The sequence below is a fragment of the Aeromonas sp. R1-2 genome, assembly GCF_040908505.1.
GTDB classification, from domain to species: domain Bacteria; phylum Pseudomonadota; class Gammaproteobacteria; order Enterobacterales; family Aeromonadaceae; genus Aeromonas; species Aeromonas veronii.
Genome location: NZ_JBFODU010000010.1, coordinates 77,501 through 96,711, shown reverse-complemented (window position 1 = coordinate 96,711; position 19,211 = coordinate 77,501). Strand labels below are relative to the sequence as shown.

At 61.0% G+C, this 19,211-nt stretch carries 15 protein-coding genes; 3 read left to right on the top strand and 12 right to left on the bottom strand.

The features are described 5' to 3' along the window. Positions 1-144: 144 nt before the first annotated feature. From AB5Y76_RS02675 to AB5Y76_RS02665, 3 genes are read right to left on the bottom strand one after another with little or no spacing between them, the layout of a single operon-like run. On the bottom strand, positions 145-1,218 hold the full coding sequence (locus AB5Y76_RS02675) for a lipocalin-like domain-containing protein (RefSeq protein ID WP_263717340.1): 1,074 nt from the start codon (positions 1,216-1,218) through the stop codon (positions 145-147). After that, positions 1,215-3,644 (bottom strand): FtsX-like permease family protein, encoded by a 2,430-nt coding sequence (locus AB5Y76_RS02670; RefSeq protein ID WP_263717339.1) that lies wholly within the window; start codon positions 3,642-3,644, stop codon positions 1,215-1,217. The genes AB5Y76_RS02675 and AB5Y76_RS02670 overlap by 4 nt, the downstream gene beginning before the upstream one ends. Before the next feature lie 30 nt (positions 3,645-3,674). Further along, positions 3,675-4,355 carry an ABC transporter ATP-binding protein gene (locus AB5Y76_RS02665; protein ID WP_263717338.1) on the bottom strand — a complete coding sequence of 227 codons (681 nt, stop codon included), beginning with the start codon at positions 4,353-4,355 and terminating at the stop codon, positions 3,675-3,677. A 197-nt stretch (positions 4,356-4,552) separates the two neighbouring features. On the opposite strand from AB5Y76_RS02665, the gene AB5Y76_RS02660 reads away from it, so the two are divergent. Beyond that, positions 4,553-5,020, top strand: coding sequence for a DUF4357 domain-containing protein (locus AB5Y76_RS02660; RefSeq protein WP_005333716.1), 468 nt, complete (start codon positions 4,553-4,555; stop codon positions 5,018-5,020). Positions 5,021-5,127: 107 nt separating this feature from the next. After that, positions 5,128-6,552, top strand: a complete 1,425-nt coding sequence (gene nhaD, locus AB5Y76_RS02655) for a sodium:proton antiporter NhaD (protein ID WP_263717337.1) — start codon at positions 5,128-5,130, stop codon at positions 6,550-6,552. 75 nt (positions 6,553-6,627) lie between these two features. Here the strand turns inward: nhaD and AB5Y76_RS02650 are convergent, their stop codons facing one another. The 7 genes from AB5Y76_RS02650 to AB5Y76_RS02620 form a co-directional block, all read right to left on the bottom strand. Next, positions 6,628-7,839 carry a Bcr/CflA family multidrug efflux MFS transporter gene (locus AB5Y76_RS02650; RefSeq protein WP_257725019.1) on the bottom strand — a complete coding sequence of 404 codons (1,212 nt, stop codon included), beginning with the start codon at positions 7,837-7,839 and terminating at the stop codon, positions 6,628-6,630. 70 nt (positions 7,840-7,909) lie between these two features. After that, entirely contained in the window at positions 7,910-9,217 is a 1,308-nt protein-coding gene (locus tag AB5Y76_RS02645) for a hypothetical protein (RefSeq protein WP_263717336.1), read from the bottom strand. 158 nt (positions 9,218-9,375) lie between these two features. Next, the gene (locus AB5Y76_RS02640) at positions 9,376-9,936 is read right to left on the bottom strand and encodes a hypothetical protein (protein ID WP_263717334.1); all 561 of its coding nucleotides are present in this window, start codon (positions 9,934-9,936) and stop codon (positions 9,376-9,378) included. A 34-nt stretch (positions 9,937-9,970) separates the two neighbouring features. Then, a complete protein-coding gene (locus AB5Y76_RS02635) occupies positions 9,971-11,395 on the bottom strand; it encodes an NAD(P)/FAD-dependent oxidoreductase (RefSeq protein WP_368177670.1) in 1,425 nt (474 codons plus the stop codon). Between the two features lie 102 nt (positions 11,396-11,497). After that, positions 11,498-12,337 (bottom strand): FTR1 family protein, encoded by an 840-nt coding sequence (locus AB5Y76_RS02630; RefSeq protein ID WP_257725015.1) that lies wholly within the window; start codon positions 12,335-12,337, stop codon positions 11,498-11,500. Next, a complete protein-coding gene (locus AB5Y76_RS02625; RefSeq protein WP_263717332.1) occupies positions 12,337-15,327 on the bottom strand; it encodes a YncE family protein in 2,991 nt (996 codons plus the stop codon). The genes AB5Y76_RS02630 and AB5Y76_RS02625 overlap by 1 nt, the downstream gene beginning before the upstream one ends. 4 nt (positions 15,328-15,331) lie before the next feature. Next, positions 15,332-15,781, bottom strand: coding sequence for a hypothetical protein (locus tag AB5Y76_RS02620; RefSeq protein ID WP_058056695.1), 450 nt, complete (start codon positions 15,779-15,781; stop codon positions 15,332-15,334). A 232-nt stretch (positions 15,782-16,013) separates the two neighbouring features. On the opposite strand from AB5Y76_RS02620, the gene AB5Y76_RS02615 reads away from it, so the two are divergent. After that, positions 16,014-16,883 (top strand): transposase, encoded by an 870-nt coding sequence (locus tag AB5Y76_RS02615; protein ID WP_263717330.1) that lies wholly within the window; start codon positions 16,014-16,016, stop codon positions 16,881-16,883. A 175-nt stretch (positions 16,884-17,058) separates the two neighbouring features. Here AB5Y76_RS02615 and AB5Y76_RS02610 read toward each other — a convergent pair whose 3' ends face one another. Together AB5Y76_RS02610 and trxC are read right to left on the bottom strand one after the other, a co-directional pair. Further along, positions 17,059-18,441 (bottom strand): DASS family sodium-coupled anion symporter, encoded by a 1,383-nt coding sequence (locus AB5Y76_RS02610; RefSeq protein WP_005333606.1) that lies wholly within the window; start codon positions 18,439-18,441, stop codon positions 17,059-17,061. Positions 18,442-18,602: 161 nt separating this feature from the next. Further along, complete coding sequence (trxC, locus tag AB5Y76_RS02605) at positions 18,603-19,037, bottom strand: thioredoxin TrxC (protein WP_263717329.1); 435 nt, start codon at positions 19,035-19,037, stop codon at positions 18,603-18,605. Positions 19,038-19,211 lie beyond the last annotated feature (174 nt).

The window sequence follows — 19,211 nt, the reverse complement described above, 5'->3', positions numbered from 1 at the left end:
GTGTTTAATAAATAAACAGATAAGGCATCCTTGGCTACTGGCGCCAAGTGACAGGAGTGGCTGGGCAATATCACTGTGATGCCCTGTTATAAGGGCGATTTGTTTTTAGGTCATCGAGTAACCGGCCACCTTTGTCGAGGGTGTTCAGTAGCCGGTCATCTCCAGATAGCCGACCCCCTTGGCATCCCCCGAGACAGAAACAGCTCCCTCCCAGTAGTCAAAGCGACCTGTCATGGCCTGATTGGGCTGACGGGCCTTGATGGTGAGGCTCATTCCGGCGGCGTTGAGCTGCCACTCGACGGGGTACGCTTGCCCCTTGGGGCCGCGCCAAGTGTTGCCCGGGGTGAGGCGAATCGCGTCGGGGGCGAGCACCCGGCTGCTGCCATCCTGTTCAATCAAGATGCCGTAACGGTTTTCTGGCTCGGTGTTACCCGCCTTGGTGCGCAGGCGAAACAACATCAGCTCGCGGCCATCGGCCAGTTGCAGCGAAAACCAGTCCCACCCCGATTGCCACTCGGCCAATACCGAGCTGCTCCACTCGTGATCAAACCAGCCTTGTCCGGTGACGGTGCGGGTTTCGCCATCGCGAGTCAGGGTGCCGCTCAAATGCAGGCGTGGGTAGGAGTAGTAAAAGGAGGCGTTGCCCGGGCTCTTCTCGCTGTAACCGGCCTTGCCTTGCAGCACCAGCGGCTTGGCAGCAGTGACGGTGAGGTTCAGCTCGCCAATCTTGCTCTGCACCTTGAGGGTGGCGGGGAAGAGCGCAGCCCCTTGCGAGGCAAGCCGCCACTCCCTGAGCCAATATTGGCCGCCGCTGGCTCCCGCTAGTCCCGGCCCCTGCCGACTGGCCCGTTCATCTTGCTGGTGGCTGCCACAGTCGAGATCCGTGATGGCAAACTGGGCCAGCCAGAGCTGGGGCGTGAGCCAGGGGTTGCTGGTGCGAAGATCTTGCTCGATACCCTGCCTAAACAGGGTCCACTGCATGCCATATTCGCGCCCCTGCTCATCCTTGAGGTTGCCGGTGAGATACCACCACTCGGAGCGGTAATCGGGGTGGGCGGCGTGATCCTCCGGCAATTGGATGGTTTGCCCCGGCTGCACCTTTTTAAAGCTGTCGCTGCCGCCGCCGAGCAGGGCGCCCAGATCGCTGGCAGCGATAGTCCCGCTATAGAGCGTCCAGAGCATACCCAGCGCCAGCGGCCACCCTTTGATCTGTTTCATACCACTCTCCTTGCTGCATACCAGGAGGCCAATGCGCCACAGACCGGCGCCAGCAACAGGGCGGTGACCGCATGAAGGGGGGCGGCCTCGAAGGCGAGGCGCCAGCCAAAGGCGCGTGGGTTGACCACCTCGATCAGCACCCAGGCAAGGCCATACCCCACCGGCAGAGCCAGCAGGGCGGTGAGCAGCCCCAATCCCGCTCCTTGCCACACCAGCAGCTGGCGGCAGTGGCGGGGGCTCAAGCCCAGACTCTGCAAGGTCTGCAGCTCGCCACGGCGCGCCAGCCCCAGCACCATAAAGGCCGAGCCAATGCCGACAAAGGCGATACCGAGGATCAGCAGTTTCAATAGCTCGGTCACCACAAAGGTCTGGTCAAACACCTTGAGTGCCGCGCTGTGGATGGCAGGGGCGGAGAGCAGATTGAGCTGCTCGCCAAAGCGCTCGCGCAGGCGATCGGCCAGCTGTTCGGGGTCGTTGCTAAAGAGGGCGAGGGATTGCACCGCCCCCGCCTCGAAGGCATGCAGGATCTGCCCCTTGTCGCTGCCGTAGTCCTGATAGACGCCGGTGACGGTGAACTGCCTTGGCCCCTGTTCGCCGCTGATCGCCAATGTCTGGCCCACCTTGACCCCGAGGCGCACCGTCAGGGGTTCGCTCGCCAGCACCTCGTCGGGGCGGGTCGGCCAGCGTCCGGCCAGCAGTGGATAGGCCGCTTTAAGCTGGGGGATAAAGTCCATCTGCGCCCACTCGATGGGCTGCCCCTGCCAGCGGGCAGGATGCACCGAGCGGCGCGAGGCGGCGCTCACCAGCGGATTGGTGAGCAGGGTCTCGAGGGTGGCGTCGCTCAAGGTGCCCTTGTTGCCCGCCCCCCCCTTGGGGGCGGTGACATAGAGATCGGCGGCCAGACGCTGGCCGAGCCAGATCTCTACGCTTGAGCGAAAGCTCGACACCATGACCCCGATGCCGATGGCCGCAGCGATGGCCAACTGCAATGCCATCACCGCGATGGCGGTGCGATCGAGATGATAGAGGGTCTCGGCCACCCCGAGCCGGGCTGTGAGGGGGCCGCCCGCGCGCCGTCGCAACCAGCCAAGCAGGCCGCGCAGGGCATCGGGCAGCCAGAGCGCCATGGCCAGCAGCCAGCCTCCGGCGATAAAGAGAGCGCCACTCAGACCGGTTTGCGGCAACCACAGGCACAGAGCGCACAGCAGCAAGATGGCGATGGCCAGCCCGCGCCGTCGCCACGGGTGAGCGGGGGGGCGGCTGTTTCCTGCTCGCAGTTCGAGGGGGGATTGGCGCAGCAGTTGCCACCAGCCGGGCAGGTTGGCGGCCAGCGTGCCGAGCAGCCCGATCAACAGCGCCTTGAGCAGGCTCACAAGGGAGAGGCGCAACAGATCGATGGGGTTGGGCCCATAGAGATCGGCCAGCGCCTGGGTCAGTTGCCCCATCAGCGCCAGCGCCAACAGGCTGCCGAGCAGCACCCCGAGCAGGGTGCCTACCGTGGCGAGAATAAGCAGCTCCAGAATGAGCCAGCGGAGCACCCGACTCGGCCCCATCCCCAGAATGATCAACTGGGCCAGCTGGGGGCGACGCACGCTCTGCACAAATCGCTGGGCGTTGAACACCAGAAACAATCCCACCGCCATGGCGAGCAATGACAGCGCCGTCAGGTTAAGGGCCAGCGCATCGCCAAGCTGGCTGGCATCGAGCGCCGGGCTGATGGGCTCAAGCCACAAGGGCTGGTTAGGGTAATCGGTTTGCAGGGTAGCCTGCAGTGTGCGAGCTTCTGATTCGCTTAGCTTGAAGACGATGCGATCGAGCCGACCCGCTTTATCCAGCAGCGGCTGGGCGAGGCCGATATCGGTTATCAGCAGTCGCTCCATGGGCACGGCGCCCGGTTCAAACGTGCCTGCCAGCGTCAGGGTTAGGGGTTTGGCGCTGGCGCCATCGCTGCCGCCCAATACAAAGCGGCGGCTCTGGCCCGCTTGCCAGCCAAGGCGAGCTGCCTCAGGGGCCGCCAGCCAGATGCTGTCGGCCCGGTTGAGGGAAAAGGTGGGCTCGCTCGCGGGTTGGGCGCCAAACAGCTGGCGCAGGGGGCCGGGGTTGAAGAGATCCATTCCCAGCAGTTGAAAGCTGCGCCCCTCTTCATCCTTGAGCCAGCCATGGATCTGGGGCATGGCATCGAGGGCGGGTTGGCTTGTCACCAGTTGCACATAAAGCTGTTCATCCAGCCCGCCTGCAGGAGCCAGCCGGTAGTTGGCTTCCCCTGCCAGCTGACTGCGGGCGGCGACAAAATTGGTGCGGGCACTGTGATTGAGCAGCTCGATGGCCACCACCAGCGATACCCCCAATACCAGCCCGGCCAGACTCATCAGCAGCAACCAGGGGTGACTGCGATAGAGGCGCAGCAGCGCTTTGAGTGGCAGCATCAGCGTGCCCCCGACAGACGAAGTCGTTGTTTAGTCATGATGGGGTCCCTTGAGCTCGATAAGTTGACCCCCTTCGAGGCGCAGCACCCTGTCGGCCAAGGCCGCATAGGCCGGGTTGTGGCTCACCAGCAGCAAGCCTGCACCAGTGTCCCGCACCGCCGCCACCATCAGCGCCATCACCTGTTCGGCATTGTGCTCATCGAGGCTGCCGGTGGGCTCGTCGGCGAGCAGCCAACCGGGTTGATGGATAAGGGCGCGGGCCAGCGCCACCCGCTGTCGCTGACCGCCGGAGAGCTGCTCCGGCCAGGCATGGCGCTTGTGGCTCATATCGAGCCGTTGCAGCAACTGGTCAATCCTTGTCTCATCCGGTGGCAGAGCGTTGATGGCCAGCGGCAGGGCCAGATTCTCGGCCACGTTCAGGGTCGGCAGCAGGTTGAAATCCTGATAGACGATACCGAAATGGCGGCCCCGCAGGCGCGCCCGCTCGTCGGGGGAGCGGTTGTCGATCCGGGTCTCCCCCAGCCAGATCTCCCCTTCGTCCGGTGCAATCAGCCCGGCGATGAGATTCAGCAGGGTCGACTTGCCGCAGCCGCTTTGGCCCAGCAGCAGGGTGATCTCGCCAGCGGGGAGGGCGAGATCGAGATGGTGGAACAGCGGCAGTCGTTCACTGCCGTTATCGAAGCTCTTGCAGAGGTTGCGCAGGGTCAGCATGGGATAACCGTTTGATGGTCAATGGCTTTCATCATGCTTGGTACGCTAGCACGGCCAGCATTGATCAACACCCCTTACGGTTGATCAAGAGTGCCAGTTAGTGATCAAGGCGGCAAAAGAGCAGTGGATCCTCGCTGGATCCCGCTTGCCCGAGGTGGTTAGAATAGGGGCTTCCATGGGTCACAGGATGAGCAAGGATGTTACACAAGCAAGTCAGTTTTATCATCGATAGCAAGGGCAACAAGCAGGCTGCCGTCGTCCCCATCGAGATCTACAACGAGCTGATGACCCTGCAAAAGGCACTCTCCGACAACCGGCCGGGGGAGCGCGAGCTCTACCACTTCAACGGCAAGGGGGCCGAGGCCCACGGTTATCCGGTGGGCAAGCGGCAAAATCCGGGCTTTATGGTGCTGGCCGGTTCCACCGCCAATGGCGAGGATGCCGCCTCTTTGCGTGAAGCGGTGATCGAGCTGCGTCACGAACTGCTGGAAAAGGGGGTCATAGTGCCCCGCAGTCAGGGCGGCTTTGTCTTTACCGCCGATCAGTTGTTCAACAGCCCGAGTCTGGCCGCCAGTCTGGTGGCGGGCAATAACCGCAGCGGTCTGGATGCCTGGCAAAACAGCGCAGGCTATACCCTCAAGCAGTCGGGTTTCGGCAAGAAATAATCCCGCGTTTCGACAGCAAACCAATTAAGCGTTAATTGACCTGGATGAATTTTTCTTTTCATCCAGGTGCTAGCATCATTGCCAGATGGTTCTAAAAGGAAGAGACCATGTCTGCGCTCACCCCTGTTATTTTGCTGCTGTCCCTGTTTATCCCTCCCGCCCATGCCAGTAGTGGCCCAGTTCTGTTGACATCCTCCTCAATCGGACTTTTTTGTGTCGGATTGTTTGTGTTGGCCTACGCCCTGGTGATGGCTGAAGAGTATCTGCAACTGCGCAAGTCCAAACCCGTGCTGGTGGCCGCCGGGGTGATCTGGATCCTGATCGGTATCGCCTATGCACAACAGGGGATGAGCCCTGTCGCCGAGCAGGCATTTCGCCATACCCTGCTGGAATATGCCGAGCTGATGCTGTTCCTGCTGGTGGCGATGACCTATATCAACGCCATGGAGGACCGGCGGCTGTTCGATGCCCTGCGCGCCTGGCTGGTGCGATCCGGCTTTCACTTGCGCACCCTGTTCTGGTTGACCGGCGGGCTTGCTTTTTGTATTTCGCCGGTGGCAGATAACCTGACCACTGCGCTCTTGATGTGCGCCGTGGTGTTGAAGGTGGCCAACGGTGATCGGCGTTTTGTCAATCTTGCCTGCATCAACATAGTGATCGCCGCCAACGCCGGAGGGGCGTTCAGTCCCTTTGGCGATATCACTACCCTGATGGTGTGGCAGGCGGGCAAGGTGCAATTTGGCCAGTTCTTCACCCTGCTTATTCCCTCTCTGCTCAATTTTCTGGTGCCGGCCATCCTGATGAGCCTGATGGTGCCGCGTCATGTGCCGGAGGCTGATAACGAGGTGGTCGATCTCAAGCGGGGGGCCCGCCGCATCGTCGCGCTGTTCTTGCTGACCATCATCACGGCGGTGCTATGCCACAGTTTCCTCCATTTGCCACCCGTACTGGGCATGATGCTGGGGCTCGGTTATCTGCAGTTTTTCGGCTTCTATTTGCGCAAGTCGCTGCCGCGATCCCTTGCCCGCAAGCGTGCGCTCTATGAACGCAATGGCGATGACGTGCGGTTACGCAGTCTGGGTTCTGTGGTGCCATTTGATGTGTTCAACAAGGTGGCCAAGGCGGAGTGGGATACCCTGCTCTTCTTCTACGGGGTGGTGATGTGTGTCGGTGGGCTGGGCTTTATGGGGTATCTGGAGCTGGTATCACACTGGTTGTATGACGCTGGGGATCCCACCATGGCCAACATCTTCATCGGGGTCTTGTCCTCCGTCATCGACAACATTCCCGTGATGTTTGCCGTGCTGTCGATGAACCCGGATATGGCGTTGGGGCAGTGGCTGCTGGTGACCCTGACTGCCGGAGTGGGCGGCAGCCTGCTCTCCATCGGCTCTGCGGCCGGGGTGGCCCTGATGGGACAGGCCCACGGCATGTATACCTTTTTTGGCCACCTGAAGTGGCTGCCTGCCATCTTGCTCGGTTATCTGGTGAGCATAGGGGCGCACCTTTGGCTCAACAGTGCCCAGTTCTGAACGTCTGGGCGCCAGTACGAAAAGAGGCTTCCGTTGACGGAAGCCTCTTTCGTTTTTCTGACCGGGGGAGGGGGATCAATTGCCTCGCTTGCCGGTCAGCAGCCAGTAACTCAGGGTGGAACCCACGCCGCAGCAGGCGATGGCGATGGCCATGGGCAGCGGCGAGTGGGGCGGATTGAGGTTGACCAGAATGCCGACCAGGGCGCCGATGCCAAAGCGCAGGGTGCCCGCCAGTGCCGATGCGGTGCCCGCAGATTGCGGGAAGTGGCCCATCAGGCCGGTCATGGCGTTGGCGCCCACCAGACTGATATGGCCGACAAACAGTACCACCGGAATGACGATGCCCCACAGACCGCCGGTCTGGCTCCAGGCGTTGTAGACCAGCAGGGCGCCCGCGCAGGGCAGCACCAGCAGGCCGTATTGCAGCATCCGCTCGGCGCCCACCCCTTTCACCAGTCGGCTGTTGACGAAGGTGACCACCATCATCAGCAGGATATTGAGGCCAAACAGCCAGCCGTAGTGCTCGGTCGGCACCTTGAAGTACTCGATATAGACGTAAGGGGAGCCGCTTAAGAAAGCGAACATGCCGGAGCTGGAGAGGGAGCCGCACAGCACATAACCCATGGCGCCGCGATGGGAGAGCACCCCCCAGTAGTTCTTGAGGATCTGGCCCAGATTAAGGGGCTGACGGTGCTCCGGTTTCAGGGTCTCCTGAATTTTCCACTGCATCACCAGACAGATCAGCAGGCTGATCCCCACCAGCAGCCAGAAGATCACCCGCCAGTCGGCGTGGGCACTGATATAGCCGCCCACCACAGGGGCCACCAGCGGCGCCAGGGTCATCACCAGAATGACGAACGACATGGCGCGAGAAAACGCATCCTTCTCGAACAGATCGCGCAGCAGGGCATTGACCACCACAGAGCCCGCCGCACCGCCCGCTGCCTGCAACATCCGATAGGCCAGCAATTCGGGCAGGGAGTCCGCCATGGCGCAGCCCACCGAGGCGATGGCAAACATGATGAGCCCCGCCAGGATCACCGGCTTGCGGCCATAGCTGTCGGCGAGCGGGCCGTAGAAGAGCTGGCCGATGGCAAAGCCGCCCAAAAAGGCGCTGATGGTGAGCTGGGCGCCGTCGATGCTGGTGGCCAGATCCCGGGCGATGGCCGGAATGGCGGGCAGATACATATCCACCGCCAGCGGGGTCAGACCCGCCAGAGCGCCGAGCAGGATAAACAGGAAGCGGGGGGAGAGGGCGGCAGCCTGAGCTGTTGGCGATTGGGGCATAGGGTGTCCAGTTGATGCGAAACGTCGGGTTGAAAAGCGCGAAAAAAGCAGTCTATCAGTTTTGTCGCAGCTATGGATCCGGTATGGCGAGCCAGAGTCCGGGCTCGGCGGCAAAGCGCGGGGCAAACCAGTGCTGGCGCACCGCGCTGGGCATCTCGCTCGCGGCGATGGGGCGGCGACTGAGGCGACAGGCTCCCAGAGAGAGCGCCAGCGCCGCATCCCCCTTGTACCAGCCATCGGTCACCGGCAGAGCTGTGGTCTCCCGCAGCAATCTCACTCCCCACTGGGTCACCAGCGCCGGGCAGCTTTTCTCTGCGAGCCTTGCTGCCTGCACCATGGCGGGTGGACGGGGCAGGGTAAAGGTCACGCCGAGCAGCAGCAATCCGGCGACTGCGACCACCCACTCACCACGGCGTGGCAGCCAGCCTGCCAGCAGCACAATACCGAGCAGGGTGATGGGGGCCAGATGGCGGGGATTGTCAGGGTTCTGGCCAAACAGGGTCCAGAGCAGCAGGGCAAACCAGTAGAGCGTCCAGAGCGGGGGGAGGGCGGCAGTGTGGTTTTTTGCTCTTTGCCAAAGCGGCAGTACCAGCAGTGTCCCGACAGTCAAGGGCCAAAGCGGGGTGAGCTGATCGTTGAAGGTGCTCGCCCAGCTCAGCAGCCGATCGCCGTGGGCCGCCGCCGTGTTGCCCCACAGGGTAAAGTGACCATCGGTAAAGCGCCGCCCCTCGCTGAAATAGGCCCAGCCATCGGCCTGCCAGACAAACAGCAGGCAGGCTAGCCCCACCAGCACGATGGGGAGCACAAACCTGACGCGCGTTTCCTTCTGCGCCAGCCCGAGCCACAGGGGCAGCAACGCCAGCACAAAATAGGAGGGACGCAGCGCCAGCATAAGGCCCAGTAACAGACCCGCCAGCGCTCTCTTGCGCTGCTGCAAGGCCAGCAGCGTTCCGAGCCAGGCGGCGAGCGCGGGTCCGTCCGAAAGGCCGGAGAGCGCCAGCGTCGGGGTGAGCGGCAGTGCCAGTACCAGCAACCAGACGGGGGCGAGCAGGCTGGGCCGTTGCCACAATCTGACCGCCAGCAAGGCGGCGAGCGGCGCCAGCAAACTGCTACCCAAGAGGCTGGCCCACTGCACCGCGCGGGCCGGATCGTCCATCGCCAGATTGATCAGCCGCGCCAGCCAGATAAAGGCGGGGTAGCCCGGAAAGTGGGGGGAGAACTCCAGCACGCTAAAGCGCGTCACCCCGTGGGCGAAATTGAGGGCATCATCGGAATCGAGCGCCACCGGGAAGGCCAGCAGCCAGCCGAGCCAGGCCAGTTGCAGCAGAATGAGCAGCCAAATGGTGGTGGAGCAGGGGGAAGGCCAACGCCGGGCCATTACCTTACCCCTCATCCCCAGCCCTTCTCCCGCAAGGGGAGAAGGGGGCAAACCAGCGTCCGGGTGCATTTATCGGCAGGCCGTGCGTAGGGTGGGTAGATCGCAGCGAAACCCACCGTTTGTCACAGCGAGGTGGCGCAATGATTGGCAGGTTGCCATCAAAGCGGCGCCAGCACGGCCATCAGCGCTTTTTCTGCATCGCTAAAGGCGGCAGCATCGGCGGGCTTGGCGCCCACCCCGAATACCCCCGGGTTGCCGATGGCATCCAGCACCTTGGCCAGCGCCAGCTCGGCGGCCTTGCGATCCCCTTCATTGAGTGATGGGAGGATCAAGTCGAGGAAGCGCTTGCTCTTGACCACCAGCACCTTGGCGGTCTGGTAGTCGCCAAGATTCTGGCTGGCCCCTTCGAGGCGGCGCTCGATCTCCGCCTTGTAGGCGCGGTTGAGCAGGGCGGCGGTGGCGGCGGCATCTTTGGCCTTGATGGCGGCGGCCAGCGGCGCTTGCAGTTCCACCTTGTGGTGCTGTTCCAGATAGGCCAGCTCGTCGGCAATCTCGCTCAAGGTGGCGCTGGCATCCTTGCCGTCAGTGGCGGCGCCCAGCAGCGCTTCGCGGGCGTCGATCAGTGGCTCCTTGCCGGCGGCGGCGTAGGAGTAAGCCTGCGCCTGCCCGCTCAGGGCCAGCAGCAGGGTGAGGGCGAGTAAACCCGGGCGGATGGTCATCCTGTTCTCCTTACTTATGCCAATGGCGCGGCCATCAGGCCACGCTCTGGGTTTCAATCACGGTATTTTCGTTGCGATGGTTAAAGATGGCGTGGCGTCTGTCCACCCCGTCGATCACCATGTCGGCAGCCATCATCCCCATCTCCATGGCGGTGTCGGTGAAGATGTAGCGGAACGTCCCCTGACGGCCGGTCATGATGAGGTTGGTGATGGGCATCAGCGCCTTGATCGCTTCGTTACGACGGGCCTGATAGCCGAGATCCATCAGCGGATAGGCGTATTCGCTACGCGCTTCAAAAGTTTCATCGCCAAGCTTGGCGGTATCGACGCCGAGGCTCGCCAGATCGGCGGTAACCCGACCGCGCAGATCAGAGAGCGGTGCCTGCCAGGTGGCATCCCCCGGATTGCAGGGGATCTCCAGCATCACCGAGGTCTGGCCCTGGGGCGCCATAAAGGGGCTGCGGCGGCGCGGCTCCTGCAGGCGGGTCGCCAGAATATGGGGGTCGGAGAGGTACTGCCAGGTGTTGTCCGACAGGTTCTCTGTTTTAAGCGGCATATTGACGAAGCGAAGCGACCGGTAGTGTAGATCGCACGGCAAGCCCAGATGCTGGCAGGTGAGCGGCAGCGGCAGGGTGGAGATCACCTGATCAAAGCGCTCGCTCTGCTCAACGTCATCTTTTTTCCAATAAACCCGTTCGATGCGGCCATCGGCCTGCTCAAGGCGGGTGATGGTGGCGCCGGTTTTGAGCTCAACGCCCTCTGCCACCAGTCGCTCCCCCAGAGTGGTGAAGATCTGGCCGAAGCCATATTTGGGGTAGCGGTATTTGCGGGCATAGGTGCGTACCGAGAGGCTGCCGTTGCGTCTTGGCAGCAGGCGGCGCGCCACGTCTTTAAGGTCGATAAGGCTGATGCGCTGGCCGGCCCAGTCGGCGGAGAGCTTGTCCGGGTTGATGCCCCACAGCTTGCCGGTGTAGCCCTCGAAGAACTGACGGTAGAGGGTGCGGCCAAAGTGACTCTGGATCCACTCGGCAAAGCTCGCCTTGGCAAAATCATCCGGCTTCTTGCTAAAGGGCAACAGCAGCAAGTCTTTTACCGCACCGGCCATCAGGGCCAGCGGCGCCGTCTTGAGCAGGTTGGGCAGGTTCAAGGGGTAGTCATAGGTGCGTCCGCCAAAGCGGATCACGCTCTTGCGCTCGGCGTGGAGCAGATCGTCCCCCATCAGCTCGTCGATAAAGGCGAGCAGTTCGGGGTTTTTGGTGATAAAGCGGTGACCGCCGTAGTCGAAACGATACTCCCCATCGCGCCCCTTGAAGGTCTGGGTGGCGCACATGCCGCCGACCACCGGCTCCTGCTCGAACAGGGTGACTGCAAAACCGGCGCGGCGCAGGCGCCAGGCGGCCATCAAACCGGCGGGGCCAGCGCCCAGCACTGCAATGCTTTTCTTGTTGTTATCGCTCATGACCTATTCCGAAACTGCTTGATAGATAAGGGAACCGCGCCAAGGCGCGGCTCCTGAATAGTGTTGTTACCCCGTGGCCTTGTTGCCACAGGGCGAGTTGGCTCAGCCTTTGCCAGTCGCGGCGCTCACCTGCGGACGATAGCTGCGCTGCCAGAGGGTCACGAAGATCGCCAGATAGAGGGCCCAGGTCAGCAGCTGCAAGCCAGCGGGTGAGGCATTGTAGCCAAACAGGGCACGCAGGAAGGTACCAAATACCCCCTGATCGTCGAGAATGTGGCTGATGTCGAACACCGGCGTGGTCCAGAAGGTGATGATCTCAGCCGCCTGCAACATGTTGACGGCAGACGAGAGCAAGCCTGCGGCGATGATGATGATAAGCAGGCCGGTCCAGCGGAAGAAAGGCGCCAGCGCCACCTTGCGGGTGGAACGCAGCAGCCCCCACACCAGCGCGATGGAGACCAGCAACCCCGCCAGCGCGCCCATCAGGCCGGATTGCAGATCGACCCCTTGGCCCGAATAGAGCAGGGCGGAGAAGAAGAGCACGGTTTCAAACCCTTCGCGCATCACAGCAAGGAAGGCGAGCAGCACCAGACCAAACAGGTTGCCGCCATCGATGGCTGCATCTATGCGCGCCGTCATGGCCCCTACCTGGGATTTGGCCTGTTTTTGCATCCAGATCGCCATATAGGTGAGCACCAGAGTGGCAAACATCAGGATCCCTGCCATCAACAGGTGGTTGTAGCGCTCGCTCTCGAACTGGCTCACCACCACCTGGAACAGGAAGGCGACGACAAGTGAGGCGATAAGGCCAAGCCCCACCCCCAGATAGATGAACTTGTTGTAGCGGCTCGCCCCCAGCTTGGCGAGGTAGGAGAGGCAGATGCCGACCAGCAGGAAGGCTTCCAGCCCCTCGCGCAGGGTAATCAGAAAACTTGCAAACATCAGGATTGAGGCTCCGTAGCGGGCGTGACGGGGAGAGGCTGCAGGGTAAGTTGCAACCGATTTAGCTGCACTATGGGTGGCTCCGGCAAGCTCGGCTCGGCGGCGCGCACCGCATCATTGACCCACTTGGGGTAGGTGCGGAAATTGAGTTTGATATCGGCCTTGAAGGGCCCTTGGGCATCTGCAGGTAGCGGCCAGGCTTCATCGCGCCAGCCATCGGCCGGAATGCGGGTATCTTCCAAGAGCTTGGCGTAGCGCCAGAACTTGAGCCCCACCGGCTTGCCCTCGGCATCACCGAACACTTTTCTGAACAACCGAGCATTCTCAGGGACAGCGCCATCCACCGGCTGGCCGCTGGCAAGCACCAGCTTGCCGCTGGTGTCGGTGACGGTCAGCTCCAGCCAGAGTTCACGAAAATCGGCCACCCCGGTGGGCAGGGCATGGCCTGCGCCGGTATTGGCGACCCGCACCACCAGCTGCTGACTATCGGCAGCCTGTTCGATACGGGCGGAGAGGGTAGCGCTGGAGCGCAAGAGCGCCAGGCTCTCCTGCTCGAGTTCTGGATTGCGCAGCCCCACCAGCTGGTGCTGGGCGCCGGTAAAGTTGTGGCGATAGAGCCGCGCCTTCATGGTGCCGTTTTCGGTGGACTGGCCCGCCACCGGCGCACCGCCATTGCCCGGCTCCGGGTTCATATGGCAGTCGATGCAGGTGCGCCGCTTGGCGGGATCCTCCGCATTTGCGAAGCTGGATTTTTCCCACTCGTCCCAGGTGTTGACGATATTGGCGCCGGTGCCGGGGGCAAACTCGTTGTGGCACGACTTGCACAGGGCGGCATCGCGGTAGAAATCCTTCTGATAGGAGGCTTTGTGGGCCGCCGGACGGGCGTTGATCTGCCGCTCGGCCAGCCAGTGCTGGAGGCTGCCGCCCGCGGCATCTTCGAACACATAGTTCTCGCGGTCTTTCAAATTCACGGTAAAGGCGCTGTTGCCGCCCGCATCCTCTACCTTGGTGATGCGATGGCAGAGCACGCAGCCGGTCCCTTCCTCCACCACAGGTTCGCCCGCTTTGTGAGCGGCAATCAGCGAGGCGCCCCCCTGCTCGAACATGTGGGAGCCCTTGGGCAGATCCAGCTGGCCTGTCATCACCTGCTGGGGCATGTGGCAGCCCTGACACCACTGGCCGAACGCTTCCCCTTCGGTTTCGCGGGCCAGCGCCTGTACCACCTTGTAGTAGGGGTGGGAGTTGCCCATCAGCCGGTGGTTGCTCTCGCTCCAATCCTTGAACGCTTGGTTGTGACAGTTCTGGCAGGAGGCAGAGTTGAGCCACTCCTTCGGGTGAGTAGTTGGCGCCTTGGCGGGATCTGTGCGCGGGGCATCGAGTCGTAGCCAGTTGGCGAGATAGGGGAGGTTGCCATCGGCGGTGACGAAGGAGTGTAAGTCTTCCATCATCGCTTTCACTTCCGGTTGGGGCTTGGCGGGGTCAACAGGCTCGGCGCCATCGCGGGTGTCATGGCCCATGCCGCCCTGGGTCTGCTGGGTCATGCGCAGGTATTCGCCGACAAAATCCCCCGCCACCATATTGGTGAGGTTGGCGTGGCCGTTGATGGCGTTGTCGCCGCTCTTCTGGCGATGGGCTGCCATCAGATAGCGGTTGGTGAAGTTGAACCCATCCAGATGGCAGGAGTTGCAGCTCATCCAGTTGTCTCCCGCCATGGGGAAGCGTGGGTTGGACGCAGTGTTACCAAGGTTGAACAGCCGCTCGCCGCGCTGAAGCGGTTCGGGGCGCGGATCCGTCTCTACCAGCTTGGCGAAGTGGGGCAGATCGACGGTGACTCGGGCAAACGGGCCGCTACCGCCGCTATTGAGGCGGGTAAGATCCTGCCCCATGGCGTTGTGCACCAGAATATGGTCGCCATCGATCAGCAGATCCCGCGGATTCTGGCCCGGCAGGTGACGCAAGAGCTGGGTCGCCTTGGCGCCCCCCTGAAACTTCTTGCGGCGGTGACGGTTGTTGTTGGACTTGCCGCTGCGGGAGAGATCAAACACCAGCAGATCTTCCGAGCCCGCCAGGGTCAGATAGACCCGCTTGCCGTCGGCGGCAAAGCGCGCCGCGAACGGGTTGGAGACGATCTGGCTGCGGTTGCCGACGCTGGGCAGGTTGATCTGCAAAAAGAGCTGTTTTCTTTCATCGACCCGCTCTTTCTCCTCATCGAGATCGATGATGGAGACCGCCGGAAAGACGGTGCTTTGAAACTGGAAAGGGTGATCAAAGCTCCACAGCACATGAGGCAACCAGGCCTCGCTGCCATCGGGGGAGAGGGCGATGCCATCGAGCAGGCGCGGCAATCCCTGAGAGTCGCTCGGCGTGTCGCTATGGGTCTCGGCCAGGGTAATGAGCTTGGGCTTGGGAAGCGAAGCTCCCTTGGCGCTATTGCCGAGTTTGGCGAGATCATAGATGGCGAGCTGGCCGGTCATGGCGTGGGTGAGCAGCAGGCGATCGTCGTCGGTCAGGGCCAGCCCGCGCGGGGTCTCGGCGGTTTCTGCATCCAGCTGGAGGTTGCCGGCGCTGTCGTAAGCCTGCAGACGAGCTGATTCGAACAGCGTCACCCAGAACCACTGCCGCTTGGCATCGAAGATGACCCCGTAGGGTCTATGACCGGTGGGGATCGCCTTTTCCAGATCGAGATCATCATCCAGCAGCAGCAGGCGATCGCCGCTGTAGTCGGTGACCAGCAGGGTACCGTCATCGGCGCGGGCAAGCTGGCGCAGATCGCCCCCCAACTGCAGCTCTTTTAGGCGCTTGCCGCTATCGCGCTCAAGCAGGGTGACGGAACCTGCGCTCAGGTTGGCGGTGACGAGGCGCGGGGCGTTTCCCTCCTCATAGGCGAGCATCCCTGAACTCATCTGCTGGGCAAACGCGAAGGGGCTGGCCAGCAGCAGGACGAGTGCCAACAGAGGTGACAAACATGCACAAAGAGATGACTTCAACATGGGATCAGGAGCGCCATTTCAAGATGGTCCAGCGCCAGGCGTGGCGCAGCACCAGAGGAGTTAACGCCAATGCGCTCAACCAGTGGGCCCAGCTGGCGAGGTTGCCCATGGCATCGCCCGGAGTACCGTGCAGCACCAGCAGCAGGCCGCTGGCCAGACAGATCAGCAGCAGGGCTTCGATAATCCGCCCAGTGGTGCGCAAAAAAGGTTTGTTGCTGCGGTTCAACAAGCTGCGATGGGAGAGCCAGAAGGCGCCAAACAGCAGCGGAAACAGGGTGAGCGAGAGCATCACATGCAAAAACAGATTCCAGCGTGCCAGCGACCAGAGCGGAGTCAGCGGTTCCCACAGCAGCAGGCCGGAGAAGAACATCAGATAGAGGGTGCCCTCGGCGGCCTGATGGTGGTAGGCCAGCCACTGCCAGAATTGTCGGGGTGAGAGAGAAAGGCTTGTCATAAAGGCTCCAGCACCCGGGCGGGGCAGCCCGGGGGGAGCAAGTTTATAACGCAGTAAGAGTAATGAAAAGTGTTATCAATTGTATTGCTGGTGAATCAAGGCTGAACAAGCACAGTGATCAAGCTCGACTATTTATGCTCCGCCATCCGCTCGGTCACCGCATAGGGAAGGTGCGAACAAGTCCCTGATGTGAGATTGCAAGCCCCACTTGGTGCCTGTTATGAGGTTCAGCATGAATCATCAGATCACCTTCGCGGATAGCGAGTTCAATGGCAAACGCCGCAAAACCCGTAAGGAGTTATTCCTGGCTCGCATGGCGGCGTTGCTCCCATGGGCAATGATGCTGGAGGTCATCGAGCCCGTCTATCCCAAGGCAGGTAATGGCCGTCGCCCCTACCCACTCGATACCATGCTGCGCATTCACTGCATGCAACAGTGGTATAGCCTTAGCGACGGCGCCATGGAGGATGCGCTCTACGAGATTGCTTCGATGCGTCTGTTTGCCAAGCTCTCACTGGACCAGGCCATCCCCGACCGTACCACCATCATGAACTTCCGCCATCTGCTGGAGCAGCACCGGCTGGCCCGGCAGCTCTTCGACGCCGTCAACCAATGGCTTTCTGACGCCGGCATCATGATGAAGCAAGGCACGTTGGTCGATGCCAAGAGTGGCCTGACGCACAGTCTGGAGACCACGGCAGCCAATGAGCACGACCTCAATCAAGTGGGACATCTGCTCCATGGCGAGGAGGCATTTGTGTTCGCTGACGCAGGATATCAGGGTGCAGAAAACCGTGAAGAGCTGGCCGATGTAAAGGCACAATGGGCGATTGCGATGCGACCTGGCAGGCTCAAGGAACTCAAAAAGCATCCGCGAAAAAACAAGGCTGTGATTGCCTTTGAGAGGCTCAAATCCAGCATCCGCGCCAAAGTGGAACACCCGTTTCGGATCATCAAACGTCAGTTTGGCTTTGTGAAGGCGCGGTTCAAGGGGCTGCGCAAGAACGACAACCAACTGGCGATGTTGTTTACGCTGGCGAATCTGTTTCGCGTGGACCAGATGATACGGGCATGGGATAGCTGTGCCCAAAAATTGATATAAGCCTCGAAAATGAGGCTAAATGGCGCTTAATAGCCGAATACTTGCAGCAAAAAGTCAGTTTTTGGGAGTGATGGGCATTTCAAATGCGGACAAGGAGTTCGTGGTGAAGGTGCGAACCGCTTGTTCGCACCTTCCTTAGGACATAGCCTTTTATTTATTGGGGGGGGGAGGTGGATCAGAGGATATCGCCAACGAAGTAGGCCAGCAGGGCGAGCAACACGGTAAAGACCACGTTCAGAGCCATACCGGCTTTCATCATCTCCCTCTGGCGGATGTGGCCACTGGCAAAGACGATGGCATTGGGCGGCGTGGCGACCGGCAGCATAAAGGCACAGGAGGCACCGATAGCGATCAACACCGACATCACCACAGGTGATACACCCAGCGCCTCGGCGACACCGGCAAACAGGGGAACCAACAGTGCGGCGGTGGCGGTGTTGGAGACCAGTTCGGTCAGGAATACCACGAAGGCGGCCAGCATAAGCAACACGACAAAAATGTTGGCGTTGGAGAGCACGGCCGACAAATGGCTGGCCAGGAAGGCGCTGGTACCAGTGGCCTTGAGAATGGCGCTCAGGGTCAGACCGCCGCCAAACAGCATCAGCACGCCCCAGTCGGTGTTCTGGTTGACGTCATCCCAGCTGGCGACACGGCTGACTACGATGGCTACGATGGCGCCCATGGCAATCAGGGTGTCGAGTTGCGGAATACCGCCAAAGGCGTTGGAGATGGGTTGTGAGCCGATCCAGAGCACAACTGTGGTCAGGAAGATTGCCAGCGTCACTTTACGCTCGCGGGTCCAGTTGATGGTGACATCCTGGATCTCGACGCGGTGGCTGAGACGCGGGCGGGTTACCAGATAGAGCAGGGCAATGCCGCAGGGCATCAGGATCAGCACTACTGGAACACCGAATTTCATCCAGTCAGTGAAGCCAATCCCCATCTGGGCGGCTGCGATGGCGTTGGGTGGGCTACCCACCAGGGTACCGATGCCGCCGATACTGGCGCTGTAGGCGATCCCCAGCAATACGAAGACGAAGGTGGCGCGCTCTTTTTTGCTATCGAGGCGTGCCAGCATACCGATCGCCAGTGGCAGCATCATGGCGGTGGTAGCGGTGTTGCTGATCCACATCGACATGGCGGCTGTGATGGTAAAGAGCAGGATGACGCCCCAACCCAGATGGCCATTGGCCAGGTGCATCACCTTGCCTGCCATCAGGGTATCCAGTCCCTGTTTTGAGAGGGCTGCCGCGAGGGCGAAACCGCCAAAAAAGAGGAACAGGATCGGGTTGGCAAAATCGGTGAGGGATTTGCTCATGTCAAACACCCCGAGCACGGTAGCCAGCAGGGGTACCAGCAGTGCGGTGATGGTGACGTGCAGTGCTTCGGTCAGCCAGAGGATGGCGATAAAGACCAGAATACCCAGCCCCTTGTTGACCATGGGGTCAAACGGGAGCCAGGCGAGCATGGCACAAAGTAGCAAAACATCCAGGATGACGATCCCTGATTTGATGTCCAGCCAGCGAGATGGAGCAGAGGGTACAGCTGATGTGTGCATAATGTTCTCTCGGTTAATTTATGGTTGTTTTTGTGTTGCCGAGATTACATCCATTCACTTGTTTGAAACAGACTCACATGTTGAAAATCAGCCTCTACTCACATACTCATTGATAAAAATGAGGAAATGAACACATAAATAAAACATGTGCGAAATATAAATCAAACATCCATGAACTGTTCCAGCCATTGCTTGAACATGCTCTTGGGCAAGGAGCCATTTATCTGGTTCACCAGTTTGCCTTGTTTGAAGACCATCAGGGTGGGGATGCTGCGAATGGCGTAACGGGCGGCAATGGTGCTCTGCTGCTCGGTATCGACTTTGACAAAGCGCATCCGTGGTTCGAGTTCATGGGCAACCTCATGAAATACCGGAGCAAACTGCTGGCAGGGGCCGCACCAGCTGGCCCAGAAATCGACCACGACCGGGATATCTGAGTGGATCAGGGTATCGAAGTTATCCGCCTTCCCGAGGCAAGGGGTCTGGCTGAACAGGAGGGCTTTGCAGCGCCCGCATTTGGCAGATGTATCGATATGGGTACCGGGCAGGCGGTTCCTGGTAAAGCAGTGGCTACAATAAGTAGTGATAAATGACATAATTGGTTCCTTCTAAATCAGCTCTGGCCGGGGATATGATGAGAAGCCAGAATGAAGCAATCGCGAAACAATAGCGAAATATCAGAGCAATAACGGTAACACAGTGCCCAGCGGGAGTGGATAATTCCCCCAGGGTTCATTGCCTGACCGGATAATTCAGCGACCACCAGATGA

Bases quoted from the DNA above. Each gene is read 5' to 3' on its own strand.
- AB5Y76_RS02675 (WP_263717340.1), bottom strand. From the start codon at position 1,218: ATGAAACAGATCAAAGGGTGGCCGCTGGCGCTGGGTATGCTCTGGACG.
- AB5Y76_RS02670 (WP_263717339.1), bottom strand. From the start codon at position 3,644: ATGCTGCCACTCAAAGCGCTGCTGCGCCTCTATCGCAGTCACCCCTGG.
- AB5Y76_RS02665 (WP_263717338.1), bottom strand. From the start codon at position 4,355: ATGCTGACCCTGCGCAACCTCTGCAAGAGCTTCGATAACGGCAGTGAA.
- AB5Y76_RS02660 (WP_005333716.1), top strand. From the start codon at position 4,553: ATGTTACACAAGCAAGTCAGTTTTATCATCGATAGCAAGGGCAACAAG.
- nhaD (WP_263717337.1), top strand. From the start codon at position 5,128: ATGTCTGCGCTCACCCCTGTTATTTTGCTGCTGTCCCTGTTTATCCCT.
- AB5Y76_RS02650 (WP_257725019.1), bottom strand. From the start codon at position 7,839: ATGCCCCAATCGCCAACAGCTCAGGCTGCCGCCCTCTCCCCCCGCTTC.
- AB5Y76_RS02645 (WP_263717336.1), bottom strand. From the start codon at position 9,217: ATGGCCCGGCGTTGGCCTTCCCCCTGCTCCACCACCATTTGGCTGCTC.
- AB5Y76_RS02640 (WP_263717334.1), bottom strand. From the start codon at position 9,936: ATGACCATCCGCCCGGGTTTACTCGCCCTCACCCTGCTGCTGGCCCTG.
- AB5Y76_RS02635 (WP_368177670.1), bottom strand. From the start codon at position 11,395: ATGAGCGATAACAACAAGAAAAGCATTGCAGTGCTGGGCGCTGGCCCC.
- AB5Y76_RS02630 (WP_257725015.1), bottom strand. From the start codon at position 12,337: ATGTTTGCAAGTTTTCTGATTACCCTGCGCGAGGGGCTGGAAGCCTTC.
- AB5Y76_RS02625 (WP_263717332.1), bottom strand. From the start codon at position 15,327: ATGTTGAAGTCATCTCTTTGTGCATGTTTGTCACCTCTGTTGGCACTC.
- AB5Y76_RS02620 (WP_058056695.1), bottom strand. From the start codon at position 15,781: ATGACAAGCCTTTCTCTCTCACCCCGACAATTCTGGCAGTGGCTGGCC.
- AB5Y76_RS02615 (WP_263717330.1), top strand. From the start codon at position 16,014: ATGAATCATCAGATCACCTTCGCGGATAGCGAGTTCAATGGCAAACGC.
- AB5Y76_RS02610 (WP_005333606.1), bottom strand. From the start codon at position 18,441: ATGCACACATCAGCTGTACCCTCTGCTCCATCTCGCTGGCTGGACATC.
- trxC (WP_263717329.1), bottom strand. From the start codon at position 19,037: ATGTCATTTATCACTACTTATTGTAGCCACTGCTTTACCAGGAACCGC.